24 protein-coding genes and 1 tRNA gene are annotated in these 25,631 nt (G+C 55.1%); 15 read left to right on the top strand and 10 right to left on the bottom strand.

The annotated features are described in order from the left end of the window. Positions 1-143: 143 nt before the first annotated feature. Positions 144-1,343: an alanine--glyoxylate aminotransferase family protein gene (locus AB9F27_RS13560; protein WP_369757839.1), complete on the top strand. Its 1,200-nt coding sequence runs from the start codon at positions 144-146 to the stop codon at positions 1,341-1,343. Here the strand turns inward: AB9F27_RS13560 and AB9F27_RS13555 are convergent. From AB9F27_RS13555 to AB9F27_RS13545, 3 genes are all read right to left on the bottom strand, one after another. Further along, positions 1,340-2,446 (bottom strand): pyridoxal phosphate-dependent aminotransferase, encoded by a 1,107-nt coding sequence (locus AB9F27_RS13555; RefSeq protein ID WP_335584695.1) that lies wholly within the window; start codon positions 2,444-2,446, stop codon positions 1,340-1,342. The two genes, AB9F27_RS13560 and AB9F27_RS13555, sit on opposite strands and share 4 nt — an antisense overlap. A gap of 56 nt (positions 2,447-2,502) precedes the next feature. Then, positions 2,503-5,361 (bottom strand): valine--tRNA ligase, encoded by a 2,859-nt coding sequence (locus AB9F27_RS13550; protein ID WP_335584696.1) that lies wholly within the window; start codon positions 5,359-5,361, stop codon positions 2,503-2,505. Between the two features lie 113 nt (positions 5,362-5,474). Then, positions 5,475-5,906 (bottom strand): Lrp/AsnC family transcriptional regulator, encoded by a 432-nt coding sequence (locus tag AB9F27_RS13545; protein WP_335584697.1) that lies wholly within the window; start codon positions 5,904-5,906, stop codon positions 5,475-5,477. Positions 5,907-6,101: 195 nt separating this feature from the next. On the opposite strand from AB9F27_RS13545, the gene AB9F27_RS13540 reads away from it, so the two are divergent. Continuing rightward, positions 6,102-8,399 (top strand): xanthine dehydrogenase family protein molybdopterin-binding subunit, encoded by a 2,298-nt coding sequence (locus AB9F27_RS13540; protein WP_369757838.1) that lies wholly within the window; start codon positions 6,102-6,104, stop codon positions 8,397-8,399. After that, positions 8,383-9,456 carry a DUF2235 domain-containing protein gene (locus AB9F27_RS13535; protein WP_335584699.1) on the top strand — a complete coding sequence of 358 codons (1,074 nt, stop codon included), beginning with the start codon at positions 8,383-8,385 and terminating at the stop codon, positions 9,454-9,456. Before AB9F27_RS13540 ends, AB9F27_RS13535 begins: the two co-directional genes overlap by 17 nt. Before the next feature lie 2 nt (positions 9,457-9,458). Here the strand turns inward: AB9F27_RS13535 and metF are convergent, their stop codons facing one another. Beyond that, entirely contained in the window at positions 9,459-10,334 is an 876-nt protein-coding gene (gene metF / locus AB9F27_RS13530; protein WP_335584700.1) for a methylenetetrahydrofolate reductase [NAD(P)H], read from the bottom strand. A gap of 94 nt (positions 10,335-10,428) precedes the next feature. Here metF and AB9F27_RS13525 point away from each other — a divergent pair, with 94 nt between their 5' ends. Next, the gene (locus AB9F27_RS13525; protein ID WP_039004631.1) at positions 10,429-11,346 is read left to right on the top strand and encodes a LysR family transcriptional regulator; all 918 of its coding nucleotides are present in this window, start codon (positions 10,429-10,431) and stop codon (positions 11,344-11,346) included. A 74-nt stretch (positions 11,347-11,420) separates the two neighbouring features. Beyond that, entirely contained in the window at positions 11,421-12,206 is a 786-nt protein-coding gene (locus AB9F27_RS13520; protein WP_039004632.1) for an inositol monophosphatase family protein, read from the top strand. A gap of 88 nt (positions 12,207-12,294) precedes the next feature. Here the strand turns inward: AB9F27_RS13520 and AB9F27_RS13515 are convergent, their stop codons facing one another. Together AB9F27_RS13515 and putA are read right to left on the bottom strand one after the other, a co-directional pair. Then, positions 12,295-13,041, bottom strand: coding sequence for a rhomboid family intramembrane serine protease (locus AB9F27_RS13515; RefSeq protein WP_335584701.1), 747 nt, complete (start codon positions 13,039-13,041; stop codon positions 12,295-12,297). 37 nt (positions 13,042-13,078) lie between these two features. Then, complete coding sequence (gene putA, locus AB9F27_RS13510; protein ID WP_335584702.1) at positions 13,079-16,486, bottom strand: bifunctional proline dehydrogenase/L-glutamate gamma-semialdehyde dehydrogenase PutA; 3,408 nt, start codon at positions 16,484-16,486, stop codon at positions 13,079-13,081. A 110-nt stretch (positions 16,487-16,596) separates the two neighbouring features. On the opposite strand from putA, the gene AB9F27_RS13505 reads away from it, so the two are divergent. Next, on the top strand, positions 16,597-17,088 hold the full coding sequence (locus tag AB9F27_RS13505) for an Lrp/AsnC ligand binding domain-containing protein (protein WP_082802245.1): 492 nt from the start codon (positions 16,597-16,599) through the stop codon (positions 17,086-17,088). A gap of 74 nt (positions 17,089-17,162) precedes the next feature. Beyond that, positions 17,163-17,248, top strand: a tRNA-Leu gene (locus AB9F27_RS13500). 14 nt (positions 17,249-17,262) lie between these two features. Here the strand turns inward: AB9F27_RS13500 and AB9F27_RS13495 are convergent. Beyond that, a complete protein-coding gene (locus AB9F27_RS13495) occupies positions 17,263-17,919 on the bottom strand; it encodes a hypothetical protein (RefSeq protein WP_335584703.1) in 657 nt (218 codons plus the stop codon). A 101-nt stretch (positions 17,920-18,020) separates the two neighbouring features. Between AB9F27_RS13495 and AB9F27_RS13490 the strand changes: the two genes are divergently transcribed. From AB9F27_RS13490 to AB9F27_RS13480, 3 genes are read left to right on the top strand one after another with little or no spacing between them, the layout of a single operon-like run. After that, entirely contained in the window at positions 18,021-19,070 is a 1,050-nt protein-coding gene (locus tag AB9F27_RS13490) for an aldo/keto reductase (RefSeq protein ID WP_369757837.1), read from the top strand. Then, the gene (locus tag AB9F27_RS13485) at positions 19,071-19,613 is read left to right on the top strand and encodes a 3-hydroxyacyl-CoA dehydrogenase NAD-binding domain-containing protein (RefSeq protein ID WP_335584705.1); all 543 of its coding nucleotides are present in this window, start codon (positions 19,071-19,073) and stop codon (positions 19,611-19,613) included. A 29-nt stretch (positions 19,614-19,642) separates the two neighbouring features. Continuing rightward, on the top strand, positions 19,643-20,551 hold the full coding sequence (locus tag AB9F27_RS13480; RefSeq protein ID WP_335584706.1) for a DMT family transporter: 909 nt from the start codon (positions 19,643-19,645) through the stop codon (positions 20,549-20,551). Here AB9F27_RS13480 and AB9F27_RS13475 read toward each other — a convergent pair. Further along, the gene (locus AB9F27_RS13475) at positions 20,548-21,222 is read right to left on the bottom strand and encodes an NUDIX hydrolase (protein WP_335584707.1); all 675 of its coding nucleotides are present in this window, start codon (positions 21,220-21,222) and stop codon (positions 20,548-20,550) included. The two genes, AB9F27_RS13480 and AB9F27_RS13475, sit on opposite strands and share 4 nt — an antisense overlap. Before the next feature lie 8 nt (positions 21,223-21,230). Beyond that, on the bottom strand, positions 21,231-21,638 hold the full coding sequence (locus AB9F27_RS13470) for a DUF983 domain-containing protein (RefSeq protein WP_335584708.1): 408 nt from the start codon (positions 21,636-21,638) through the stop codon (positions 21,231-21,233). Positions 21,639-21,833: 195 nt separating this feature from the next. Here AB9F27_RS13470 and AB9F27_RS13465 point away from each other — a divergent pair, with 195 nt between their 5' ends. From AB9F27_RS13465 to AB9F27_RS13450, 4 genes are all read left to right on the top strand, one after another. Further along, the gene (locus AB9F27_RS13465) at positions 21,834-22,328 is read left to right on the top strand and encodes an EF-hand domain-containing protein (RefSeq protein WP_335584709.1); all 495 of its coding nucleotides are present in this window, start codon (positions 21,834-21,836) and stop codon (positions 22,326-22,328) included. An 85-nt stretch (positions 22,329-22,413) separates the two neighbouring features. Then, positions 22,414-22,998, top strand: a complete 585-nt coding sequence (locus AB9F27_RS13460) for an RNA polymerase sigma factor (protein ID WP_335584710.1) — start codon at positions 22,414-22,416, stop codon at positions 22,996-22,998. Then, on the top strand, positions 22,991-23,353 hold the full coding sequence (locus AB9F27_RS13455) for a hypothetical protein (RefSeq protein ID WP_335584711.1): 363 nt from the start codon (positions 22,991-22,993) through the stop codon (positions 23,351-23,353). The genes AB9F27_RS13460 and AB9F27_RS13455 overlap by 8 nt, the downstream gene beginning before the upstream one ends. A gap of 3 nt (positions 23,354-23,356) precedes the next feature. After that, a complete protein-coding gene (locus AB9F27_RS13450) occupies positions 23,357-23,860 on the top strand; it encodes a periplasmic heavy metal sensor (RefSeq protein WP_335584712.1) in 504 nt (167 codons plus the stop codon). Here the strand turns inward: AB9F27_RS13450 and AB9F27_RS13445 are convergent, their stop codons facing one another. After that, positions 23,861-25,237: a diguanylate cyclase gene (locus AB9F27_RS13445; RefSeq protein WP_335584713.1), complete on the bottom strand. Its 1,377-nt coding sequence runs from the start codon at positions 25,235-25,237 to the stop codon at positions 23,861-23,863. 89 nt (positions 25,238-25,326) lie between these two features. On the opposite strand from AB9F27_RS13445, the gene AB9F27_RS13440 reads away from it, so the two are divergent. Next, entirely contained in the window at positions 25,327-25,605 is a 279-nt protein-coding gene (locus tag AB9F27_RS13440) for a DUF3572 domain-containing protein (protein WP_082802246.1), read from the top strand. Positions 25,606-25,631 lie beyond the last annotated feature (26 nt).

Genomic DNA, 25,631 nt, shown 5'->3' with positions numbered 1-25,631 from the left:
GGGCAAAAGTGTCTCTCAATCGCGGCTAGACTAGACAATTGTTTAACCCTGATACGTGGTCAACGCAAGACAGGCGCGGCGGCGATTGACGGGTCGGAATTTCCCGAGTAAGCGGGTTCCATAGCCAATTGACGGAGACCAGAATGAGCCTTGCTAACGGACGCCACTACCTCGCCATTCCAGGCCCATCGGTCATGCCAGACCGCGTTTTGCAAGCCATGCACCAACCCGCGCCCAATATCTATACGGGCGCATTGGTCGAGATGGTCGCCACCTTGATCCCCGATCTAAAAGCCATCGCCGGAACACGTCACCGCGCCGCGATTTATATCGCGAACGGCCACGGTATCTGGGAAGCGGCCATCGCCAATACGCTCAAACGCGGGGATAAAGCGCTGGTGTTGGCGACGGGTCGCTTTGGCATTGGCTGGGGCGAAATGGCCACGGCTATGGGGATTGAAACCCAAGTGCTGGATTTCGGGCTGCATTCCACATTAGATTTGACGCAAGTTGCAGCCGCTCTTTGGGCGGATACAGCCCATGAAATCAAAGCGGTAACCACCGTTCATGTGGATACATCCACATCCTTCCGCAACGACATTAAGGCATTACGCGAGACAATTGACGCCGTCGGTCACCCGGCACTCCTGATGGTGGATTGCATCGCCAGCCTTGGCTGCGAAGAGTTCCAAATGGACGCATGGGGCGTCGACGTCATGATTGCCGCCAGCCAAAAAGGCCTGATGACTCCCCCCGGAATTGGCTTTGTGTTTTATAATGACAAGGCCGAAAAAACCCGTGCAGCCTTAGGTCAAATCTCCAAATATTGGGATTGGACGGTGCGTGGCAACCCGCAAGAATTCTATGAATATTTCTGCGGAACCGCGCCCACGCACCATCTTTTTGCCCTGCGCGAAGCCCTCAATATGTTGGTCCACGAAGAGGGTTTAGACTCCGCATATCGCCGCCATGAAATCCTCGCCAACGCGGTTTGGGCGGCACTCGATGCATGGGGGCAGGAGGGCTCTATCCGGATGAATGTCACGGATCCAGCCCTGCGAAGCCATGCGGTTACCTCGGTAAAAATAGACGCCCCCCTCGGTACGGCCTTGCGCGACTACCTCACCAAAAACCTCGGCGTGACACTTGGAATTGGCCTCGGTATGGCGCCCGGCGGCTCCCCCGAATGGCACGGGTATTTCCGCATCGGACACATGGGCCACGTGAATGCGCATATGGTTTTGGGCACGCTCGCTTGCATCGACGCAGGCCTCAAAGCGTTGAAAATCCCCCATGGAAACGGCGCTTTAGAGGCCGCAACGCGGGTGATCTCAGAGGCTTAACGGCTGGCCGCTTGCAACGCTTCGGGCAAGGCCCGCGCAAACAGCGCGAGGTCTGTCTCGGTGGCGGCTGAAACGCGAATGCACCGATCCTGTGGGGCAACAAACGGCATGCGAACAAAGATATCGCGCGCCAAAAGTTCCGCCAAAACCCGCTTGGCAAATGCGCCATCTCGCCCGCAATCCATCGTGACGAAATTCGTAGCCGAGGGCAGGGCGGTTAGGCCATTTTCCTGCGCAATCTGATAGAGGTGCTCGCGGGCATGGGCGACTTTTTCCAAGGTCTCCGCAAGGTAGGTCGTGTCTGCAAATGCCTCAAGCGCACCCGCCTGCGAGATGCGCGACATGCCGAAATGGTTGCGGATTTTGTTGAAGGCTTGGATGTTCTCTGCGTGGCCAATCGCATAACCAACCCGCGCGCCCGCCATGCCATAAGCTTTTGAAAATGTGCGCATTCTGAGGACTTGCGGGTTCGTCACATCCAAGTCGGGCGCAGTGTGTTGCGGCGCAAATTCGATATAGGCCTCATCTAAGATCAGCAGGCAGCCCTTGGGCAAGGCGGCGATCATGTCGTCAATCATCGGGCCGTAATGCCACGTTCCCATCGGGTTGTCAGGATTGGCCAAATAGACGATTTTCGCCCCCACTTCATGGGCTTTCGCAACAAGGGCTTTGGGGTCTTCGTGGTCGCCGGTAAACGGCACGGTGACGATATTTCCGCCAAACCCCGCGACGTGATAATTGAGGGTCGGATAGGCCCCCGCCGAGGTCACCACCGTTTCACCCGGCTCCAAAAATAGGCGCACCGTATAGCCCAAAATCCCGTCGATACCTTCGCCGACAAGAATATTTTCCGGCGCGACACCGTGCTTTTTCGCCAGCGCGTGGGTTAAATCATAGCTTTCAGGGTCGCCATACATCCAGACGTCTTTGGCCGCTTTTTGCATCGCCGCAATGGCGCGGGGTGAGGGGCCAAAAACGCTCTCATTCGCGCCAAGCCGCGCTGCAAAAACCTTGCCGCGTTTGCGTTCTTGGGTTTCAGGCCCAACGAAGGGCACCGAGGCCGGAAGCGTTTGAGCAAGGCGCGTTTGTCGTGGTGTTTTCATTGGCGAAAATCCCATAAAATGCAGCGTTGGGCCGAATTTACACGGCCCAACCAGAGTTAAACAAGATCGGCAAGTCTTTGCAATGCAGCGGCGAGTTTTTCGGCTTCTGCCTCAAGTTCCGCCATCCGCACACGACTTTCCGCAACCACTTCTTCAGGGGCCGAGGCCACGAATTTCGGGTTGCTCAACCGCCCTTTTAAACCGCCATATTCCTTCTTCTGCTTCTCTGCCGCTTTCTCAAGACGCGATTTTTCTGCATCCAAATCAATGATATCGGCGATCGGAAGCGCGAAGGTACCGCCTGTCACGGCGATCGTCACACAGCCTTTGGGCAGTTCGGAAACCGGCGTGATGCTCTCGATACGGGCCAATTTGCACACAATCGCTTCGTTGCGTGCAAGGGCGTCTTGCTGTTTTGTGTCGAGTTGCATTTGCAACATGGGCAATTTCGCCCCCGCAGGCACTCGCATTTCGGCGCGAATAGAGCGGATCGCTTCGATCAATCCGATGACCCAATTCATCTCGCCATCCGCGTCCTTGTCCATGATGTCTTCGCCATACGTCGGCCAATCCGTGTGGATCAACATCTTGGGACGTGCCGCAATCGAGGACCAAAGTTCTTCAGTTATGAAGGGCATGATCGGATGCAAAAGGATGAGGCATTGATCAATTACCCACGCCATTGTCGCGCGTGTTTCTGCAATGATTTTATCGTCTTCGGAATAGAATAGCGGCTTGGCAAACTCAACGTACCAATCGCAAACCTTGCCCCAGACAAACGCATATAGCGTGTTGGCCGCGTCGTTGAAACGATAGGCCTCAAGCGCTGCGTCCACGTCAATTCGTGCTTTTGCCGCTTCGCCGATGATCCACTTATTCGCCGTCTGCTTAACGCTGCTTGTGTCGAAATCTGGCGAGGGAACGCATTCGTTCATCTCGGCAAAGCGCGCCGCATTCCACAGCTTTGTACCAAAGTTGCGATAGCCTTTAATCCGGTCCTCAGACAGTTTCAAAACCCCGCCCATCGCCGCCATTTGCGCCATGGTAAAGCGAAGCGCATCCGCGCCGTAAACGTCCACGATTTCCAGCGGGTCAATCACATTGCCGCGGGTTTTCGACATCTTCTCGCCCTTCTCGTCACGCACGAGTTGGTGGAGGTAAACCGTGTGGAAAGGGTCCTTTTTTTCAACGGCTTGCGACATCATCATCATCCGCGCAACCCAGAAAAACAGGATATCCTGCCCCGTGATCAACACATCCGACGGGTAATATTTCGCCAATTCCGGCGTCTGCTCAGGCCAACCAAGCGTCCCCATGGGCCAAAGGCCAGACGAGAACCATGTGTCCAAAACATCGGGGTCACGGGTCAGAACCTTGTCGCCTGCCTGTGCTTGGGCCTCGGCTTCGGTCGGCGCACAGTAAAATGCACCGTCCTCATCGTACCAAACAGGCACCTGATGGCCCCACCAAAGTTGGCGTGAAATACACCAAGGCTCGATGTTTTCCAGCCAGTGATAGAATACTTTCTCGCCAGACTCGGGCATGATATTCACACGACCTTCGCGTACAGCTTCCAGCGCGGGGCCGACGATTTTCGCCGTATCCACAAACCACTGATCCGTCAGCATTGGCTCAATAACCACTTTGGAGCGGTCCCCAAACGGCTGCATGATCTTTTTGCTTTCGACGTAGGGCACGAAAACCGTGAACTCCTCGCCCTCGTCGTCCTTGCGCACCTCGGTCGTCATCACAGCCAAACCCTCGGCCGTAATATCTGCAATCACCGCTTTGCGCGCCTCAAAACGATCCAATCCGCGATAGGCTTCGGGCACCAAATTCATCGCGGCGATCATCGCCTCGTCGAATTCCAAGTCCCCGTTTGCAATGGCTTGTGCGGTGGCGGCTTCCTCAACATACGGGCGCCCATCCGCGCGCATGGCGGCCTTTGTATCCATCAGGTTATACATCGGAATGCCGCCACGCTTGGCAACCTGATAGTCGTTAAAGTCGTGGGCTCCGGTGATTTTTACCGCGCCCGAGCCGAAATCCATCTCGGGATATTCATCGGTAATGATCGGGATTAAACGGCGGCTCTCTTTGGGGCCAACGGGAATTTCACAGAGCATGCCAACGATTGGCGCATAGCGCGCGTCGTCCGGATGCACTGCAACCGCACCATCGCCCAGCATGGTTTCAGGGCGGGTTGTCGCAATCGCGATATAGTCGCGGGTCTCGCGCAATGTCTCAACGCCGTCTTCGTCTTTTTCAACGTATTCATATGTTTGCCCCCCCGCGAGCGGGTATTTGAAGTGCCACATATGGCCGTCAACTTCGATATTCTCCACCTCAAGATCCGAAATCGCGGTCTCAAAATGGGGGTCCCAATTCACAAGGCGCTTGCCACGATAAATCAGATCATCGTTGTACATTTTCACGAAGGTCTTGATCACGGCATCGTGGAAGTTTGGGTCCATCGTAAAGGCTTCACGCGACCAATCACAGGTTGATCCAAGGCGCTTAAGCTGGTTCTTGATGTTGCCACCGGACTCCTCTTTCCACTCCCAAACCTTCTCCAAAAAGGCTTCGCGCCCCATCTCGGCGCGGGTCGGAAGGCTCTCAGCGGCCAGCTTGCGCTCCACAATCATCTGTGTCGCAATGCCCGCGTGGTCGGTGCCTGGCTGCCACAAAGTGTCATACCCCTGCATGCGTTTTTGCCGCGTGAGGATATCCTGAAGCGTGTTGTTAAAGGCGTGACCCACGTGCAAATTGCCCGTGACATTCGGTGGTGGGATCATGATCGCAAAGGTTTCTTCGCGGCTGGCATTTGCCCCCGCTTTGAACGCGCCTTCGTCTTCCCATTTCGCGTAAATACGTGCTTCGGCTTCACGCGCGTCGAATGTTTTTTCCATCGCCATTTTTGGCCCTCAATCTTGCTAAGTCCATTGGTTTGCCACGGTGTCCGCGCAAAAAATCTGTCCCGAATGCCTTATAGAATGCACAGCCCAAGGGGAAGGGCGCGCTTTACAAATTATGTCGTGCGGTCAAGTTTTGTGGCCAAGTGGATCAAACTCTCACTCCTTTGCACACCGCTGATTTCGCCGATTTGGTCGAGAACATCGTTGAGGGCGGGCGGTGTGGAACAGACAACTTGCAGCAAAAGGTCGAACCGCCCGCTTGTGGTCGAGACGCGCTCCACCTCCGGAATGGTGCGCAAACCCGCCAACACGATCAAGTGCGCATTGGGCTCAACCGTCAACAAAACCGTTGTATGAATCCGCGATTCTTGTGTTAAGGCCCCAATCCGCAACGTATATCCCGCGATGATGTTTTGCTTTTCAAGCCGCGCAATTCGCGCCTGAATGGTCGAGCGCGCTACCCCAAGATTGCGTGCCAATACCGCCACAGACAGGCGCGCATCGCTGGATAATTGTGCCAAAATGTTGCGATCAAGAGGGTCCATAGCGCCTGTCCTATATGTCGTTTGTTCTACCGATTGTTACGATATGTATCGCATGATCTGTCAAGGATGAACGCCAATTATTGTGCAATATCCGCGTTTTCCCGCGCAGGGTGCCACTTTATCCATGGATTTAGGCCATCGCTCTGGACACTTGGAACATGGGCGCTAAAGATACCCAAAACGCGTGGAGGCACTATGGAAAAGTTTGGAAAAAGTCAGTCTGTGTTACGAACCGAAGATGTTCGGTTCCTAACGGGGCAGGGACGCTATGTGGACGATATCGTTCCGGCGAATGCTCTTTACGGATATGTGTTCCGCTCGTCGGTGGCCCACGCGGACATCGTGAATTTGGATGTGAGTGAGGCCTTGGAGGCGGAGGGCGTTCACGCGGTTTTAACTGCCGCCGATCTAGATGCAATGGGCATGAATATCGGCATGAAGGGCGCGACCGTGAAAAATCGCGACGGCTCCAAAGGGGCCGCGCCCCTGCGGCCGATTTTGGCCCTGGGTCGTGTGCGGTTTGTCGGCGAGGCCATCGCCTTCATCGTCGCCGATACGCTGGCCTTGGCCCGCGACGCCGCTGAACTGATCGAATTTGACTATACTGATCTTCCCGTCTCCGCAGACCCCATCCCAAGTGACGCGCTCATCCACCCCGAAGCCCCTGATAACATTGCCTTTGATTGGTCGATGGGCGATGAGGCCGCCACCCAATCCGCGTTTGACGCCGCCGCGCATCACATCACAGCCAAGGTCGTCGATAACCGCATTATCGTCAATTCAATGGAGCCGCGCGGCGCTTATGCCGAGTGGGACGGCACCCGTTTGCACGTCGCCATCAATGCACAGGGCGTCTGGGAGCACAAAGATCAAATCGCGCACGCCTTTAAGATGGACCCCGAAGATATCCGCATCACCAACCCCGACGTCGGCGGTGGTTTTGGCATGAAAGCCATGGCCTATCCGGAAAACTTTCTGGTTGCCGCCGCCGCCAAATCCTTGGGCCGTGTCGTGCGCTGGATGGGCGACCGTTCCGAAAGCATGTTGTCGGATAACGCTGGCCGCGACTTGATCTCGACCTGCGAATTGGCCTTCGATGAAAACCACAAAATCCAAGCCTACCGCGTCACCACGGTCAACAACCTCGGTGCCTATAATTCGCAATTCGGACAGCCCATTCAAACCGAGCTTTTTTCCAAGGTTTTGATGGGAACATACGATTGCACCACTACATTCCACGCCGTGAAGGGCATCTATACCAACACCACCCAAACCGACGCCTATCGCGGCGCAGGCCGCCCCGAAGCCATTTTCGCGCTGGAACGTACAATGGACCAAGCCGCCCGCGAATTGGGCGTTGATCCATGGGAATTGCGCCGCAAAAACTTCATCCCCAAAGACGCCTTCCCCTACACGAGCGCCACGGGTGAACTCTATGACGTTGGCGATTTTGACCGCGTCCTCACGCGGGTTGAATCCGAATGTGACGTGGCAGGTTTCGCAGATCGCCGTGCCAAAAGCGAAGCTAGCGGCAAGTTGCGCGGCCTTGGCCTGTGTTTCTACATCGAAAGCATCCTTGGCGACCCTTCGGAGGCGGTAAAAGTTGAGTTCGTTGAGGACGGCACCGCCAAAATCTACGTCGGCACCCAAAGCAACGGCCAAGGGCACGAAACCGTCTACGCCACCTTCCTGTCGGATCAATCGGGTATCCCGATGGAGCTTATCGAAGTGGTTCAAGGCGACAGCGACCGCATAGCCAAGGGCGGCGGCACGGGCGGTTCGCGCTCGGTCACAGTACAAACCCACGTGACCCTCGCGGCCGTGGCCAAAATCGTGGCGCAATTCACCCCCTATTTGGCCGAGAAAATGGGCGTCGACGCTGCGCAAATCTCCTTTGACGATAACCAGTTCCGCGCCGACGCCTCCAACCTTGCCCCGACCATGCTTGAGGTGGCCGAGATGGCGCGGGTCGACGGTCGCACTGATTTACTGACGTTCGAAGCCCGCGCCGAAATACCGGGGCGCTCGTATCCAAACGGCGCCCATGTCGCCGAGGTCGAGATCGATCCTGAAACCGGCAAAACAAGCGTGGTGCGTTATACGGTGACCGATGATTTCGGCAATCTCATCAGCCCGATGTTGGTCGCAGGCCAAGTTCACGGCGGCGTGGCCCAAGGGCTGGGTCAAGTGATCTCGGAACATGTCGTTTACGACGCCGAAGGCCAACTCCTGAGTGCGAGTTTCATGGATTACGGCATGCCCCGCGCCGATGATATGCCCTTCGTGGACTTCACCACCGAGCCAACCCCCTCCACGGCCAACCCGATGGGTATGAAGGGCTGCGGCGAGGCGGGCACCGTCGGAAGCATGGCTGCCGTCGCCAATGCGGTGCAGGACGCACTGCATGCACGTGGTGTAAAACAGGCCGATATGCCCTTCACTCCGTCGCGCGTTTGGGCCCTCCTGCAGGAGGCTCATGACAAGGCTGCGTGATCACTTACTGCGTTGGCTTCGCCTCAAAAAGGAGGTCGAGCAACCGCCGTTAACGCCGCATCGCGGTGCTCAAAATCATGTGATTATCCTTGATGGAACGCTCTCAAGCCTCGACGACGGGCTGCGCTCCAACGCCGGTCTGCTCTATAAACTTCTGTGCAGCCTTCCTGCCCGAGATCGCCCAAACCTGCGGTATGAATCCGGTATCCAATGGCCCGATTGGCGCAGCACACGGGACGTCATCGAAGGGCGCGGCATTAATCGCCAAATCCGCCGCACTTATGGTTTTCTGGCCAGCCGCTATCACACCGAGGATCGCATCTACCTGTTTGGATATTCACGCGGCGCGTTTACCGTGCGCTCCTTGGCGGGGATGATAGAACAAGTCGGCTTGCTCAAACCGCACCACGCCACCGAACGCAACATTCGCCAAGCCTATCGCCTGTATCAAGGCCCCGCCGACACTGACTCAATCCACGCCTTTCGCGCAGCATTTTGCCACCCGCGTATCGAGATTGAAATGGTCGGCGTTTGGGAAACGGTCAAAGCGCTCGGCCTGCCAATACCCTTCCTCTGGCGCCTCACCGATCACCGTCACGCCTTTCACAGCCCCCACCTTGGAACCTCCGTGCGCAATGGGTTTCAGGCTTTGGCGCTTGACGAAACGCGCCAGACCTTTGCGCCCGTCATGTGGGAAAGTTCGCCCTCGTGGACAGGTCATGTGGAGCAAATGTGGTTTCGCGGACACCATGCCGATATCGGTGGGCAATTGGGCGGGTTTGAGGCTGCCCGACCGCTCTCCAACATTCCCCTCGTCTGGATGTTAGAGCAAGCCGAGGCGCTCGGCCTGACGCTCCCAAACGGATGGCGCGCGCAATACCCCTGCGATGTAACCGCGCCTTCGGTCACAACGCAGTACCGCTGGGGGCCGATGTTTGTGTCCCGTTGGAAACGCAAAGTCGGACGTGACCCCTCCGAGAGCATTCATCCGTCGGTGCCCCGCGATCACCCGCAAAAATCTTCGCTCGAGCGGCTACAAAGTGAACCCGCCAGCTAAAGTTATGCGACGTTTTGCAAGACTTTCGACGGTGTAATTCCCAGCGCATGACACACATCACGCGTGCGTTCTGGACGGTTGAGCGTATAGAAATGCAAGTCCTCAACACCGCCGTCAAGCAGGTCCGAACATAGCTCTGTACACAGGCTCGTCGCCAAAAGTTCGCTCCGATCATCGCGCTCCGCCTTCTCAAACGCTTCCGCAACCCAAGTCGGAACCGAGGTGCCACAACGTGCCGCAAAGCGTTGTGCGCCTTTCCAGCTTTGGATCGGCAAAATGCCCGGAATAATCGGCGCATCAATACCCGCTTTTACACAGGCATCGCGGAAGCGAAAAAACGTATCCGCTTCAAAAAAGAACTGGGTGATCGCCGAATGCGCCCCTGCATCAATCTTGCGTTTTAGCCAATCAACATCGGCCTGCGATGAGGGCGAATCGGGGTGCGGTTCAGGATAGGCGCCAACACGCAGCTTGAATTTCCCCGTATCCGCGAGGGCTTCGATCAACTCACAAGCATCCAAAAATCCGTCTGGATGCGCCGTAAACGACTCCGCCCCTTTGGGCGCATCGCCGCGCAGCGCCACAATTTCCGTCACACCAGCGTCGGAATAAGATTGCGCAATCTGCATGGTTTCTTCGCGGGTTGCGTCCACACAGGTAAGGTGCGCCGCAACATTCAGGCCGTAATTTTTGTGGATCGTGGCGACAGCTTCATGGGTCAAGTCACGTGTCGTGCCCCCCGCGCCATAAGTCACCGATGAAAAGCTGGGCTCAAGAGGGGCCAAGGCGCGCACCGTATCCCAAAGCCGAAAAGAGGCCTCCAAGGATTGCGGTGGGAAAAACTCGAAAGAAATGCGCGGCGTCTGTGTCGTTGTCATTTTGTATCCGTCCTTTTGGCTTGAACCCTTGTCTCACATCTCGCAATGTGAGACAAATTCATAATTCTCAAGATTAATATGAGGCTCATGCATAATGCATCTGGAATTCCGGCACCTGCGAACGATCAAAGCCATTCACGAGGCTGGCGGTTTGGCCCGCGCGGCTGATCTCCTCAATACCACACAATCGGCGCTTTCGCACCAAGTAAAGGGGCTTGAGGATCAGGCGGGGGTGGAGCTTTTCATTCGTCGCACCAAACCGATGAAACTCTCCCCCGCTGGGATGAAACTTCTACGGTTGGCCGAGAAGGTCCTCCCCGAAGTCGCCGCCCTTGAGGCCGAATTCGCAGGGCTGATCTCTGGCAAGTCTGGCCGCTTGCATATCGCAATTGAATGCCACGCCTGTTTTGAGTGGCTCTTTCCCGTGCTCGAAGAGTTTCGCAAGGCTTGGCCCGATGTCGATGTCGATATCCGCCCCGGCTTGGCCTTTGATGCTCTGCCTGCCTTGCAAAAAGAGGGCGTTGATCTGGTCGTCTCCTCAGACCCCGAAACGCTGGAAGGCATTCAATTCTCACCGCTTTTTGACTATGAGCCTGTCTTTGTCGCGGCCGCAAGTCATCCGCTGGCCAAAAAAGAATTCATCGAACCCGAGGATTTGCGCGGCGAGACCCTCATAACCTATCCCGTCGATCGTACCCGTCTGGATGTGTTCACCGAGTTCCTCACACCCGCCAAAATCGAACCCGCCGCCATTCGTCAGGTCGAACTGACGGCCGTCATCCTTTTGCTCGTCGCCTCTAATCGCGGGGTAGCCGTGTTGCCCGATTGGGTCGTGCGCGAAGTGCGCTACAACTCCGATTATGTCACGCGCCCGTTAGGCAAAAAGGGGGCCACAAAACGCCTCTATGCCGCCGTGCGCACCGACGACATCCAAAAACCTTTTATGGCGCATTTTATTCGTTTGGCGCGCACCGAACCCGTGAAGCTCCAACGCTTAAGGGCGACTGTTTAATCTAATAGCGCCTTTTGGCTTGGCAAATCGGCTGTCGCCGCGTATATGCGCGATCTTATCAATGGAGTACCCTCATGATCGGCAGTGCGAATCTTAATATCATGGTGAAAGCCGCCCGTCGGGCTGGTCGCAGCCTGGCAAAAGACTTCCGCGAAGTAGAAAACCTTCAGGTTTCGGTAAAGGGTGCGGGAGACTTCGTCTCCAAAGCCGATATTACCGCCGAAGAAATTCTCAAAGAAGACTTGATGGAAGCGCGCCCGACCTACGGTTGGTTGGCCGAAGAGAGTGCAGAAATCCCCGGAACAGACCCCACACGCCGTTGGATTGTCGATCCGCTTGATGGCACCACAAACTTCCTCCACGGCTTGCCGCATTGGGCCGTTTCGGTTGCTTTGGAGCACAAAGGCGAAATCGTTGCGGGCGTGGTTTTTGACCCCTGCAAGGACGAAACCTTCTTTGCCGAAAAAGGCCAAGGCGCTTGGATGAACGAAGGTCGCATTCGCGCCTCTGGTCGCACACATATGATCGAAACGATTTACGCAACGGGTCTACCTTTTGCTGGTCGCGGCGATTTGCCAGACACGCTTCAAGATCTTGCGCGCATCCTTCCGGCCTGTGCTGGTGTACGTCGCTGGGGCGCGGCTTCCCTCGATCTCGCTTATGTGGCTGCTGGTCGCTATGATGGCTTCTGGGAGCGTCGCCTCAAGCCGTGGGACATGGCCGCTGGCCTCGTGCTCGCGCGCGAAGCGGGTGCCCTCGTGGAACCTCTCGCCAAGGGCGACAACATTATTGAAAGCGGCTCGGTCATCTGTGCCAACGAGCCGATGTTCGAACGCTTTGCCAAGGTCATTCGCGGCTAAAACGGGCTTCAAAAAGGTTTAAAAACTTTAAAAAAGTCCCTCTGCGGTGTTTAAAAATTTTAAAAAAGGGGGCCTTTCGGTTCCCTTTTTATTTGCGCCGTCGCACGCTTGGAATCGAACTCCGCGACACAGGGTATTTCGCTTCGGGATTGGGGGCGTGACCATGGGTGCGTCTCCAAAATCCGGTGCCGCCTTGGCTGAGCCAAAACGGGATCATCATAAGCGCCCCCGCAACGAACCCGCCAGAATGCGCCCAATAGGCAACGCCACTGCTATCAGCGGTCATAATCGCGCTGTTAACGGCCTGAATGCCAAACCAAACCCCCAAAACAATCCACGCGGGCAGCGCGAAAATTCTGAAAAACACAAGGAAAAAGAAGAATACATCCACTTTGGCGCGCGGGAATAACAGTAAATACCCGCCCATCACTGCGGCAATCGCCCCCGAAGCGCCGATCATCGGAGTGAGGGAATTCGGGTCCGAAATCGCATGCCCAAATCCGGCGGCGACCCCGCCAATAAAGTAAAAGACAAGGAACCCAATATGTCCAAGCTGATCTTCGAGATTGTCGCCAAAAATGTATAAAAACAACATGTTACCTGCAAGGTGCATAATGCCGCCATGCAGGAACATTGCTGTCAAAGGCGTATAAAGCCCTTCACCATTCATAACCCACTGTGGCACCAACGCCCAGTGGGCGAGGAACGGATTTATCTCGGATGGGACGCCCAATTTCATGTAGTAGCTGACGAAAATTGCGACATTCAGAAAAATGAGCGCATGGGTCACATACGGTTTGCGGGTCGATGGGTTGTGGTCGCGAATAGGAAGCATTTGGGTAGCTTGCCTATTCGCGAGTTTTGGTCAAGCGCTAGAGGCCTCCCTCTGCCAAAAGGGCCGCATTTCCGCCCGCCGCTGTGGTGTCAACGCACAGATGACGTTCATGCAAAGCATGCGCGATGTCAGGATGCGAGGTGATGAACGGCAGGATCGGCCCTTCACGCTCCGAAAGCGCTTGTACATAAGCACGCGCTTCTGGATCGCTGTGATCTCCCCAATAGATTGCGCCAGAAATCCCTTCTAAATCAGTGAGTTGCTGAGGCGCGAGACGTCCAACAATCGCCGCACCCCCAAGCGCCTGAACGGCGGCTGCTTGGGCATTTTGCGCCGCGACGCTTGGTCCAAGGCACAAAAGGGGCGCTCTGGGAGAGGTCCAAAGGGTGTTTGCTTCGCCCGTTGGTCCCGGAAGAAGACGTTCCGGCAGCGGGAAGATTTCGCCTGTGCCATAGGGGGTCGGCTCGTCGACATAGGGCTCTCTGGGCTCTTGGTCGTCGGGTGCATTTGGCCGCGTAAATCGCGCAAGATAATAGGGCCCGCCCGCCTTGGGGCCTGTGCCGGATAATCCTTCCCCGCCAAAGGGTTGGCTTCCAACGATAGCCCCAATCTGGTTGCGATTCACATAGAGGTTGCCGACGTTGAGCGTGGCTTTGACGACTTCAACGCGGGCATCGATCCGGCTGTGGAGACCGAAGGTAAGCCCGTATCCACTGGCGTTCACATCGGCCAAAACGCGTTCAAAATCTTCGCTGTTGAACGTGGTGTAATGCAAGACGGGGCCAAAAACTTCGCGCGGCATGTCCTTCAAGCCACCAGGCGTTTTAAGCAGAGTTGGCCCGACGAAATGACCGTTTTCAGGGCGTGCAAGTTCCTTCATAACACGCCCATTTGTACGGGCTTCGTCGATGTAGTCTTGAATGCTCTTGCGCGCTACCTCACTGATAACAGGGCCAATATCGGTTGAAATATCAGCAGGGTCGCCGATATTCAACAATTCCATTGCCCCCGCGATCATGGTTTCAAATTCATGTGCAACGTCTGACTGCACATAGACGCAGCGCAGCGCAGAACAGCGTTGGCCCGCGGATTGAAACGCGCTCGCGATCACATCCGAAACGGCCTGTTCCATAAGGGCCGTGCTGTCGACGATCATCGCGTTTATGCCGCCCGTCTCGGCAACCAAGGGAGCGCCGGTCGAGAGATTGTTGGCAATATTCTTGCGGATTCTGTGGGCCGTTCCCGTTGACCCCGTAAAGCAAACGCCATCGACGCGCGGATCGGAAGTTAGGGCTTGGCCAACGGTCGCGCCAGTGCCGGGTAGGAGTTGTAGCGCTGTCTTTGGTACGCCTGCTTTGTGAAACAGCGAGACCGCCAAAGCCGCAATCAGTGGTGTGCTTTCGGCAGGTTTGGCCAGCACGGCATTCCCCGTCGAGAGCGCTGCCACGATTTGGCCCGTAAAGATCGCCAGCGGGAAATTCCAAGGGGAAACACAGGCGAAAATCCCAACAGCCGGTTGCGGGCTGGCTTGGGCTTGAACTGCATAGTACCGAATGAAATCAACGGCTTCACGCAGTTCAGCAAGGCAGTCGGGGAGCGTTTTGCCGGCCTCGCGTGCGAGGATCGCAAAGACCTGTCCGACTTCTTCCTCAAAGAGATCCGCTGCACGATTGAGCACAAGAATGCGCTCGGGGTGCAATGCCTCCCAAGGTTTTGCTTGCGCGAATGCATCCTCAATTTGTTCAGGGGAGGCGTGGTGTACCGTTCCGACGATGTCCGAAAAATCGTTGGGATTCTGCACGTCCTCGCCAGTGGTGAGATCGGTGGCATTTGTGGGGGCGGCGGTGAAGCTTGACTTCATAAAGGGCGCGCGTGCCGCGAGGGTTTTTGCAAGATCGGGTGGATAGTCGAAATCAATACCCGCAGAGTTGCGTCTTTCGGGCTGAAAGAGCGCGTCGCCTGTTGGGAGGGTGCTGGTGGTTTCGAGGGAAAACGGGTCTGCTGCGACTTCGCTTGCAGGCACAGAACTGTCAACGATTTGGTTGACGAAGGAACTGTTTGCACCGTTCTCAAGAAGACGACGCACCAGATAGGCCAGCAGGTCTTTGTGGGTGCCGACGGGGGCGTAAATCCGACAGGCATCGCCATAGGTTTCGCGGACTCTTTCGTGGACGGATTCACCCATGCCATGCAGACGCTGAAACTCGTACCGCGCGCCTTTGGGGGCGATGGTGCGAATGGCGACAATCGTATGTGCGTTGTGGGTTGCGAATTGTGGAAAGATCGTGTCGCCCGCTGCGAAAAGGCGGCGCGCACAAGCGATGTAGGAGATATCGGTCGCGGGTTTTGTTGTGAAAACGGCGTAGCCTGTGAGGCCAAGCTCTTGAGCGTGTTTGATCTCGGTGTCCCAATAGGCACCTTTGACGAGGCGGACCATGATCGGGCGGTTATGGGTATTCGAGAGGGCTGCGAGCCAATCGATGACATAGCTTGCCCGCTGCCCATAGGCTTGAACGACAAAGCCAAAGCCCGTCCAATCGCCGAGGTCGGGATCGGAGATCAGGGCCTCAGTGATATCGAGTAGAATGTCGAGGCGCGCGGCCTCTTCGGCGTCGATATTAAAGCCCATGTTGCGCTCTTTTGCCATGAGCACCAGCTCTTTGACGCGGGGCAGGAGAATTTCCATAACCTTGGCTTTTTGCGCGGGTTCATAGCGCGCATAGAGGGCCGAAAGTTTGACCGATATGCCAGCCCCAGCTTGTGGGGATTCCTGGTGTCCGATGGTGCGAATGGCGGTAGCGTAGTCGTCGAAATGCTTAAGGGCGTCGTCCTCAGTAAGGGCCGCCTCGCCGAGCATGTCGAAGGAATAGCTGTAGCCTTTGGCCATCATGCCAGAACCACGCTTGAGGGCGCCTTCGATGGTTTCCCCCAGTACGAATTGCCGCGCCATTTCCTGGACTGCGCGTTTGACTGCGGAACGGATCACGGGTTCGCCCAGACGCTTAACTGCGCTGCGCAACACACCGCCGATGCCGGGAGTGTTGGTTTCAAGAACGCGCCCTGTGAAAAGCAGTGCCCATGTTGAGGCGTTCACAAGGGACGACGCCGCTTGGCCAAGGTGTTTGCCCCAATCGGACGGCGCGATTTTGTCTTCAATCAGCGCGTCCATGGTTGGCGCGTCAGGGACACGTAGCAGGGCTTCAGCGAGGCACATCAGCGCCACACCTTCTTCGGTGGAAAGACCATATTCCGAAAGGAAGTTCTCGATAATGCTCGGCTTGGAGCCTTCGCGGATGGCCACAACGAGGGCTGCGGCTTCTTCACTGATTTGCGCGCGCACCGATGCGTCAAGGTCGGCGATGTCCCGAAGACGGGAAATGGCTTGTTCTTGATCCATATAAGTGGCTTGAGTGATTTGTGAGCGAAGGTCTGAGATTGTTTCCATATAGAAGCCTTTCTTCTAGACTTGAGGTGACTGACAATTTCCTTGGTGTAGCTGAGAAAATAAGGTACTTTTTCCTGTAATTCGAGATTTAATAGGCTAGGAGACTTATTTTGGCGGTAATTTTAGGCGATCTGGATAGTTTTGACTCGTTGATCCTTCGGCTCTTGTCGCGCAACGGTCGCTTGAGCGTGACAGACTTGGCGCGAGAGATCGGTTTATCCAAGACCCCGACGCAGGTGCGTCTTAAACGCCTTGAGGTCGAGGGCTATATTACGGGCTATCAGGCGATCATTGATCCTATTCGACTTGGGCGCGATCACGTGGCGTTTGTCGAGGTGCGCCTGACGGATACGCGTGAATCTGCGCTGAAGATGTTCAACTTGGCTGCCCAGAAAGTGTCTGAAATTGAAGAATGCCACATGCTTGCGAGTCAGTTCGACTATCTCTTGAAGGTACGGACCCAAAACATGCAGGACTTTCGAAAAGTTTTGGGCGAGGATATTTCGGCACTCCCCTTTGTTGCCCACACCAGCACCCATGTTGCCATGGAAACGGTGAAAGAGGGCGGGCAATGGAGCAGCGAAATTAACGCGGTTTTTTGATCCCGGTTTTTTGCCGAATTTCGTCTGTGTGGCCTTTACCTTTTTCCCCCAATCGCTATGGTCGCCACACCTTGGCCTGCGTGGTGGAATGGTAGACACAAGAGACTTAAAATCTCTGGGCCGAAAGGCCGTGCCGGTTCGAGCCCGGCCGCGGGTACCAAGGTGATTTTCTCTTTACTTAACGGCCTTGGCTTGGGCGCGCTGCTCTGGGTTTTGTGTGGAGTCCGCTTTGAGAAGAGCAGGGGTAAGGTGAAAACGCTCCTGATCTGGGGTGATGTGCCACGCTTTTGGCGCGAGGGAGCGGGAGCGGCGCCGTTCTAGGTGCCATGCGGGAGCGTCGGCCTTGTAATCCTGCGCCATATGCCAGCGCGTTTCGCATCCCTGCGCCCCGCCATCTGCTGGCGTTAGCAAAAGGGCAATGGGCCTTTCGCGGCCTTCCCGCGTACCGGTTTCCGCCGCGAGATGTAGGCGACGCACCGAGGTGAGGCTGGGAAATCCCGGAATATCGGCGACCACAAGCGGCACGATCCCCGCCCGCAGAACTTCTTCCACACTCCAAAGTAAATCCTCGGCCCGATTTGGCGTCACGAAAATCAGGCGCGACGGATCAATGAACCGACAGACGCCATCGGGATTGAGCTGGTCGGGAATCCAGCCGGGATGAATCCAGAAAATAGGCCCCTGTGTTTCTTGAGCGACCATCAAGGCAAGGCTGTGACGGGCGTTTCCACAGAACTCATGGGCGCGGGAGGGCGCCAGAGTGAGTTCCTTTAGAAAAGTGATGTCGCGACTCGGACTCGGCCGCGCGCGGGTGATAAGGGGGCTGGACATGGTCCAAAAGTAACACGTTCCCACTTTGTTCTCAATCTATTTTCCCCTTGCCATAGGCGCGTCTACCCCTAAGTTGGCGGCACTATAAAAAGGATCGGGTTATGAAAAAAATCAAATTGGGCCGCAGCTCTCTCGAAGTCACACAACTTTGTTTGGGAACAATGACTTGGGGAAGCCGAAACACCGAAGCCGAGGGGCATGCTCAGATTGATTTCGCTGCCGAACGCGGCATCAACTTCATGGACACCGCCGAAATGTATCCGGTGACGCCAGTTGCGAAAGAGACCGTCGGCAACACAGAGACTATCGTTGGAAACTGGATTGCCAAGAACCAAGCGCGCCGCGCCGATTGGGTGGTCGCGACGAAAGTCAGCGGGTTTAACGAACGGTTTGTGCGCGAAGGGCAGCCCCTTACGGGCGAAACAATGCGCGCCGCGCTCGAAGGCTCTCTTGCGCGCCTCAAAACCGATTACGTCGACCTTTATCAAATCCATTGGCCCAATCGCGGGTCCTATCACTTCCGCCAGTATTGGGAATTTGACCCGTCTTCTCAGGATCGCGCGAAAACCATGGATCACATGGCCGACATCCTCCAGACGTTGGCCGCCCTTCAGAAAGAAGGCAAAATCCGCGAGTTTGGGCTTTCAAACGAAAGCGCATGGGGCACGTCCCAGTGGTTGCGCCTTGCCGACGAACTTGGCGCGCCACGCGTCCAAACAGTGCAGAACGAATACTCCTTGCTGTGCCGTGTGTTTGACACCGATTTTTCAGAGCTTTCCTGTAACGAGGATGTCACCTTGCTGGCTTACTCCCCGTTGGCAGCGAGCCTTTTGACCGGTAAATATGAAGGTGGAACAGTGTTCCCTGAGCGGTCGCGCCGCACGCTTGAGGAGACACTTGGCGGACGCGTGACCCCGCGCGTATGGCCCGCCATTGATGCGTATCATGCGATTGCAAAAAAGCATGGGATCGACCCTGTACAAATGGCGATTGCATGGACAATGACACGACCCTTCCTGACGTCGCCAATCTTCGGCGCAACCTCGGTTGAGCAGTTGGAAAACTCGCTTAAAGCGGATTCACTTACCTTAAGTGCAGAGGTATTGGCCGACATCAATCAGGCTTACCGCAGCCATCCGATGCCGTATTAGATGAGTCGCGACGAGGAAAAAACCGTAGCCATAATTGGCTGCGGGACCGTGGGGCGGAATTGGGCGTTGCTCTTTCTGCGGGCGGGGTGGCGCGTTCGGGTTTTTGATCCTGACCTGCAGGCGGAAGAAAAAATGCGTCGTCTTTTTCAGCAGGCCCAAGCGGAGATTTTAGCGTTTGAGAAGGTTCAAGATACAGCGCTAAGCTTCCACAAGGGGCTCTCTGAGGTCGTACAAGGGGCTGTCTGGATTCAAGAATCTGCGCCTGACAGATTAGACTTAAAACGCCAGATATATCACATCGTTCAGGCGCATTCGCAGCCCAGTGCCTTGATTGCGTCGTCCTCCGAGACGCTGACTTCGGCCGATATTCAAGCCAGTGCAACTCGCGCAAAATACATGCTGGTTATTCGTCCTTTGAGCGCGGGATTTACGACCGAGAAAGTGGGTGTTCTGGAAGGCCCATTAAGTCCGCTAGAGCTACTTGCTCAACTCTCTGAGTTTTTAAAAACGCTTGGCTTGGACCCTCGAATCATTCTCGCTTAAAGCGCCAATTATTCCTAAAGGAATTGCCCGTGGAACTTTGGATTCCCATCACGATTGCTGCTGCATTTGCACAGAACTTGCGGTTCATGCTGCAAAAGCACCTCAAGTCGACCCAGCTTTCTACCGGAGGCGCAACCTTCGCGCGGTTCCTTTATTCCGCGCCATTGGTGGCGCTTTTGCTTGCGGCCTACCTGCATTTCAGTGGGACACCCATTCCGCAAGTGAATGCGCGATTTTGGGTCATGGCTCTGTCTGGTGGACTCGCGCAAATCTTGGCAACAATGTGTGTGGTCGCATTGTTTTCCCACCGTAGTTTTGCCGTCGGCATTACCTTCAAGAAAACCGAAGTCCTGCAAACGGCACTGTTGAGTTTTGTCGTCCTTGGAGAAAAAATTTCGGCGTGGGGTTTGGGAGCAATTTTAGTTGGCTTTGTGGGGGTCGTACTCCTTGCCGACAATCGGGGAATGGGCGCAACTGGCTGGAAAGCAAGACTTTTCAATCGGGCAGCGGGGCTTGGATTGTTGTCGGGCGTCCTCTTTGCAATCTCCGCTACGGGGTATCGGGGCGCGTCATTGTCGCTTGGGCTAGACGTGCCATTTTTTGCGCGGGCGTGCTTTACTTTGGCGATTGTGACGGCCAGTCAAACGGTTGCGATGGGGATTTGGCTTTTGATGCGGGAACGTGGAGAAATGACACGTGTGGTTGCCAGCTGGCGGGTTGCAGGCCTTGTTGGCATCACATCTATGATCGGATCACTGGGGTGGTTCACAGCTTTTACGCTGCAAAACGCGGCCTATGTGAAGGCTTTGGGGCAGGTCGAATTGCTGTTTAGCTTCCTTGCAAGCACGTTGTTTTTTCACGAAAAGACGACCGCGCGGGAACGTATTGCGATGCTCTTCCTGACAGGATCTATCTTGCTTCTTGTGGTTTTCGCTTAGGAGTTGAGCCGCAGGAACAGGTTTTCTTCGTCGTTATTCTTGAAAAAGGGCACTGATTTTGGCGGTAATCCGTCGCGAAGAACTTGGGAAACTTCGGCGAGGACAACTTCGGTAATAAAGGGAAGGTCAAGCTCCTTGGCGTTGGAAATTGCAATCCAATGCAGATGGGAAAGCTCGTCCGAAGCCGCCGAAAAATCGCTTGGATCGCCATGAACATGATGTGCGTCGACGAGGAAAAAGCGCGCGTCAAATCTGCGGGGGCGTCCGGGGGGCGTAATGGCGCGAAAAACAAAGGACAGACCTTCCGCGGACGGGATAAATCCGCGCGCAGCAAAATCTGCCCAATCAGGAGGGATATCGCCAGCCCATTGGCCTTCGCGACCAAGGATCAGTCCAGTTTCTTCCCAAAGTTCCCGAATTCCAGCGACCAAAAGAGCGTGGGATAGGTTGCGAGGACTGCCTTCTTGCAAGCGCTCCAAGCATTTCTCACCAACCGAGGCGCACAACGGAATGTCGTGATCGCCTTGGTCAACCGCGCCCCCGGGGAACACGTATTTATTGGGCATAAAGGCCGCATTTTCGCCGCGCTGCCCCATAAGAACATGCGGAACGCCGTCGATGTCGCGGTGCAAAATCGTTGTTGCCGCGTTGCGAAGGGCTGATTTATCCAAATTACCTCCTAGGGGGCGGACTTACGCACCGGAGGGACTATTCCAAATCCGTGCATCCGCTTTGCCCATTGTAGCGCCACAAATGCGCCCTTGAATCTAGGCAGAAGATAGAGCGAAAGCCCGACACAGCCAACCGTAAAAGCCGTCGCTAAGAGAAGGGGATCGGGCTGATAGCGGACAAAAACCATCAAGAGTGTTGGGGCCATAAGGTGCCCGACCACGAGGATCGTGAGATAGGCTGGGCCGTCGTCTGCGCGTTGATGATGCAATTCCTCACTGCAAACCGAACAATGCGGGCGCACTTTTAGGTAGCTCACAAGCATCGGGCCGGACCCGCAGTTAGGGCAGCGGCGGCGCCATCCACGTTTTAAGGCTTGTTTAAGGGGGCGTTCAATTTGGGTTTGGGGCATGCTCATCACTCGATCCTATTCGTCGCGTAAACTTAGGTAACGGCGAAAGCCCTTTTTTCACAGGGGTAAATTGGAATTGCGTCGGGATGTCGCAAATTTTTCGTCCAATTGCGACGGAAAGCTTTGGGTGGCGCGTTTATTACTCAGAACATAGGCAGAAAGCACTGCTTGTGAGGTTTGAACAACAAAGGATAAATAAAAATGAAACGCACTACATTGATCGCAGGTTTGACAGCAGTTTCTATCGGCGCAGCCGCGTTGAGCACAGGGGCCTTCGCGGATGAAAAAGGCGGCAAAGGACGCCATAATGGTCCGCGCTTTAACTTCGAAGAAGTTGATTTGAACTCCGATGGTAAAATCACGGCCGAAGAAATGCAGGTCCATCAAGCAACACGTTTCGCCGCTGTGGACACAAATGGTGACGGCAAACTTTCCGTAGAAGAGCTAAGTAGCCATTCTGAAGAAGGCCGGATGGAACGTGCTGAAAAGCGTCTCGAGAAGATGATGGAAAGAATGGATACGGATGCTGATGGCGCATTGAGTGCGATCGAAATGGCGCCAAAAGATGCGGACAAAATGTTTGAACGTCTCGACACGGACGGCGATGGTGCCGTGAGCAAAGAAGAGATGGATGCCCGCAAAGGTGGCCATGGCAAAAAAGGTGGTCATGGTAAAAAAGACAAAAGCTCAAATTAGGGCGCGTTAAGACTGTCCGAAGGGTTACGGTCCTTCGGGCGACCAATCAGTTGCCAGATGATTTGAAACGAGTTACGCCCTGAGAATGTCCATGCCGCTAGATGCTCTTTCAGATGTTGCCGATGACGCCCTTTTGGTGCTGTTCGCCAACGGTGATCGGGGGGCGGCGCAGGCTTTGACGTTGCGATTGACGCCCCGTGCGTTGGGATTTGCCGCACGTATGCTTGGGGATCGGGCGGAAGCCGAAGATGTTACACAAGAAGCCATGCTGCGCCTGTGGAAAATTGCTCCAGATTGGCGGCAGGGCGAGGCGCAAGTCTCAACTTGGCTGTATCGCGTGGTTCGAAATTTATGCACGGACCGATTGCGTAAAAAACGCGGTGTGGGGCTAGATGAAATTGCAGAACCATTGGACGACTCTCCATCTGCGGTTGAGGTTATGCTAAATGAGGGTCGGGCCGCCGCGTTGAGACAAGCGCTTGGTGCCCTGCCTGAGCGGCAACGTGAAGCCGTTATTTTACGGCACATTGATGGGCTTTCAAACCCAGAGATTGCGGAAATACTTGAAATTACCACCGAGGCCGTCGAAAGCTTGACGGCACGGGGCAAACGTTCGCTTACGACCATGTTGGCGGGAAAACGCAACGAGTTGGGATATACAGATGAGTGATCATAGAACCGATCCGTTCGACCTTGATAGCTTTTTTGAGGCCGAGAAAAAGGATACTTCAGAGCCGTCCGCAGAATTTTTGGCGAACGTTTTGGCGGATGCGACTCTTGTGCAAAATCAGCTTGGTTCAGCAAACAAGGCACCAAAGACATCTGTTGGTTTTTGGCGAACACTCAATGCGGTTCTTGGCGGTTGGCCAACGTTTGCGGGACTGGCAACGGCGACCATCGCGGGTGTTTGGATCGGGGTTAGCCCTCCGCAAGGCCTTGATACTTTGACCGATTCAGTCTTGGGCAACAGTTTTGATTATTCGGACTACCTCCCTAGCTTTGACAGCGTTTTGACGGAAGGATAGATCATGATCAAAAACCCGCCCCCCTCCCAAACCTCCCGCTTGACGCGTGGAATTCTTATCGGCTCACTGGCGCTTAATTTTCTAATTATTGGTGGCGCAATTGGGTTTATTCTCACGGCAGACAAGCATCGCCAGCCTTTGCCCTCCTCCTTTTCGGTCGGTGCCTTTACGCAAGCATTAGAGGACGTTCAACGCCAAAAAATCAGGGAAAACCTCAAAGAAAACATGGAGGTGCGGCGTAAAAATGACTGGCGGGAAAGCCGGAGGGCGTTTGCCGCATTTTTAGCGTCTTTGCAGCAGGAACCGTTCGAGCGCGCAAAGGTTGTAGATGCTTTGAATGCGATGGAAATGCAGAGCAAAACGCGGCGCATGGAGGGTACAAATGCGTACTTAGATGCCCTTGAAACGATGACCCCGCAAGAACGTTCTACCTATGTCGAAAGGTTGGAACGGGAAGTAAAGAAACATCGCTCCAGACCTAAAAAAACCTCCCCCGAGCAGAAGTAATCAAGCTGCGCTTAAATTAACCGTCACCTGATTGCGCCCGTCGGACTTTGCCGTAAACAAGGCACGATCAGCTCGGGCAAGGAGTTCAGTCAAGTTGTGACTTTTTCCATCCCCCATTGCGACGCCAATGCTTAAAGTTACGCTCAATGATTTTGGGACGGCCCCGATTGTGATTTCAGTCTGTTCCACGGCATGTCGCAAGCGTTCGGCGGCAATCCGCGCCACACTTAAGGACGTGTCGGGCATTGCGATCAGGAACTCCTCGCCTCCAATACGAGCCAAAAGATCAACACCTCGTAAATTTTCACGTATGCGTTTTGCAACTTCGATGAGGACCTCGTCGCCCGCGGCATGGCCAAAGCTATCGTTTACGCTTTTAAAGCGGTCCAAATCTAGGATCATGACTGCGAAGCTTCGTTTCGTTTGGTAGGCGCGCTCAACGATATGTCCCAAATGGGGCAGGGCATAACGGCGGTTATAAAGGCCCGTAAGGGGATCGATCACCGCCATCCGCAAGCCATCCTGAACTGTTTCGCGCAGGCGGTCCGACTGTCGTTTGCGTTTGATTTGGGTTTTGACTCGAAGAGCGAGCTCCTCAGGGTCGAAATCGTCACTGATCAGGTCGCTCGCGCCCAGATCAAGCGCGACAACCGCTTGCGAGTGAGACGGTTGTTTTAACACCATTAAAACAGGGGTATAGCGCGTTTCCGTTCGACTCTTGAGTTCGGACAAAAGTCGCAGTCCTTCGTCAGGATGATCAAGGTCGCCTGCGATGATAAACATGTCCGGCATTGGACCATTATAGAGCGACTGTAAAGCTTCGTTCCGCGAGAGAATAGTGATCCGGTCACTGACTTTGGACTCAAGCAGGGAGCGCCATCGAAGGGCGGTTTCTTTGTGCGCCGCAATTAAAGCGACGTTTCCGGGCATTTCGAAACTCGCCTGCGCTTCTGCAAAACCCAACTCCCTGCAAGTTGACGCACGCAAGCGCAATTCATCCGCTGTGCCACAAGCACGGAGTAAACTGCGGACGCGTGCCAAAAGAGTGAGTTCGTCGAGAGGCTTAAAGAGGATATCGTCTGCCCCTGCTTTGAGGGCGCGTAATTTGGAGGTCGTATCAGACGATGAGGTGATCATAATAACGGGTATATGTTCGGTAATCGGGTCCGCGCGCAGCGCTTCACATACTGAGATTCCGTCCATTTCGGGCATTTGCGCGTCGAGGATGATCAGGTCCGGATGCTCAGATCGCGCCGCTTCAAGTGCTTGTTGGCCGCTGGCCGCTTGGATCACGTCATAAAATGCCGAAGATAGTTTTACCTTCAGGACAATTCTATTTGTCGCAACGTTGTCCGCTATAAGGATCCGTCCGGCCATGTTTCCTCACAGATTTAACTCAAATTACTGTTGAATGTCCTATTCTTTGTTTAGATTGGTTAAAAATTCCTTTCCGAAAGAGATAAAAGATGGACGAGAAATCAGCGCACACAGTTGCAATCCAAACACTTGGCTGGCTCGCGAGTGAAGATGACCTTTGGGATGTGTTTCTTGGGTCCTCTGGGGCGAACATTGAAAGCATCAAAACAAGCGCCCAAGATCCCATATTTTTGGGCTCGGTTTTAGACTTTCTCATGATGGATGATGCATGGGTCATGCGCGCCTGCGGGGCGCTTTCCATGCCAAATGAAACCCTGATGCAAGCGCGCCAAGCGCTCCCCGGTGGTCGGGATAGGAGTTGGACTTAATCTTTTGTTTCTATGCGGATAGGAAG

The organism is Falsihalocynthiibacter sp. CO-5D18, from assembly GCF_041205445.1.
In the GTDB taxonomy this organism is placed as follows: Bacteria; Pseudomonadota; Alphaproteobacteria; order Rhodobacterales; family Rhodobacteraceae; genus Falsihalocynthiibacter; species Falsihalocynthiibacter arcticus.
The sequence above is the reverse complement of the archived record's forward strand: the minus strand, read 5'-3'. Positions and strand labels throughout refer to the sequence as shown.

Coding starts and splice junctions, on each gene's coding strand:
- AB9F27_RS13560 (WP_369757839.1), top strand. CDS start 144: ATGAGCCTTGCTAACGGACGCCACTACCTCGCCATTCCAGGCCCATCG.
- AB9F27_RS13555 (WP_335584695.1), bottom strand. CDS start 2,446: ATGAAAACACCACGACAAACGCGCCTTGCTCAAACGCTTCCGGCCTCG.
- AB9F27_RS13550 (WP_335584696.1), bottom strand. CDS start 5,361: ATGGCGATGGAAAAAACATTCGACGCGCGTGAAGCCGAAGCACGTATT.
- AB9F27_RS13545 (WP_335584697.1), bottom strand. CDS start 5,906: ATGGACCCTCTTGATCGCAACATTTTGGCACAATTATCCAGCGATGCG.
- AB9F27_RS13540 (WP_369757838.1), top strand. CDS start 6,102: ATGGAAAAGTTTGGAAAAAGTCAGTCTGTGTTACGAACCGAAGATGTT.
- AB9F27_RS13535 (WP_335584699.1), top strand. CDS start 8,383: ATGACAAGGCTGCGTGATCACTTACTGCGTTGGCTTCGCCTCAAAAAG.
- metF (WP_335584700.1), bottom strand. CDS start 10,334: ATGACAACGACACAGACGCCGCGCATTTCTTTCGAGTTTTTCCCACCG.
- AB9F27_RS13525 (WP_039004631.1), top strand. CDS start 10,429: ATGCATCTGGAATTCCGGCACCTGCGAACGATCAAAGCCATTCACGAG.
- AB9F27_RS13520 (WP_039004632.1), top strand. CDS start 11,421: ATGATCGGCAGTGCGAATCTTAATATCATGGTGAAAGCCGCCCGTCGG.
- AB9F27_RS13515 (WP_335584701.1), bottom strand. CDS start 13,041: ATGCTTCCTATTCGCGACCACAACCCATCGACCCGCAAACCGTATGTG.
- putA (WP_335584702.1), bottom strand. CDS start 16,486: ATGGAAACAATCTCAGACCTTCGCTCACAAATCACTCAAGCCACTTAT.
- AB9F27_RS13495 (WP_335584703.1), bottom strand. CDS start 17,919: ATGTCCAGCCCCCTTATCACCCGCGCGCGGCCGAGTCCGAGTCGCGAC.
- AB9F27_RS13490 (WP_369757837.1), top strand. CDS start 18,021: ATGAAAAAAATCAAATTGGGCCGCAGCTCTCTCGAAGTCACACAACTT.
- AB9F27_RS13485 (WP_335584705.1), top strand. CDS start 19,071: ATGAGTCGCGACGAGGAAAAAACCGTAGCCATAATTGGCTGCGGGACC.
- AB9F27_RS13470 (WP_335584708.1), bottom strand. CDS start 21,638: ATGAGCATGCCCCAAACCCAAATTGAACGCCCCCTTAAACAAGCCTTA.
- AB9F27_RS13465 (WP_335584709.1), top strand. CDS start 21,834: ATGAAACGCACTACATTGATCGCAGGTTTGACAGCAGTTTCTATCGGC.
- AB9F27_RS13460 (WP_335584710.1), top strand. CDS start 22,414: ATGTCCATGCCGCTAGATGCTCTTTCAGATGTTGCCGATGACGCCCTT.
- AB9F27_RS13455 (WP_335584711.1), top strand. CDS start 22,991: ATGAGTGATCATAGAACCGATCCGTTCGACCTTGATAGCTTTTTTGAG.
- AB9F27_RS13450 (WP_335584712.1), top strand. CDS start 23,357: ATGATCAAAAACCCGCCCCCCTCCCAAACCTCCCGCTTGACGCGTGGA.
- AB9F27_RS13445 (WP_335584713.1), bottom strand. CDS start 25,237: ATGGCCGGACGGATCCTTATAGCGGACAACGTTGCGACAAATAGAATT.
- AB9F27_RS13440 (WP_082802246.1), top strand. CDS start 25,327: ATGGACGAGAAATCAGCGCACACAGTTGCAATCCAAACACTTGGCTGG.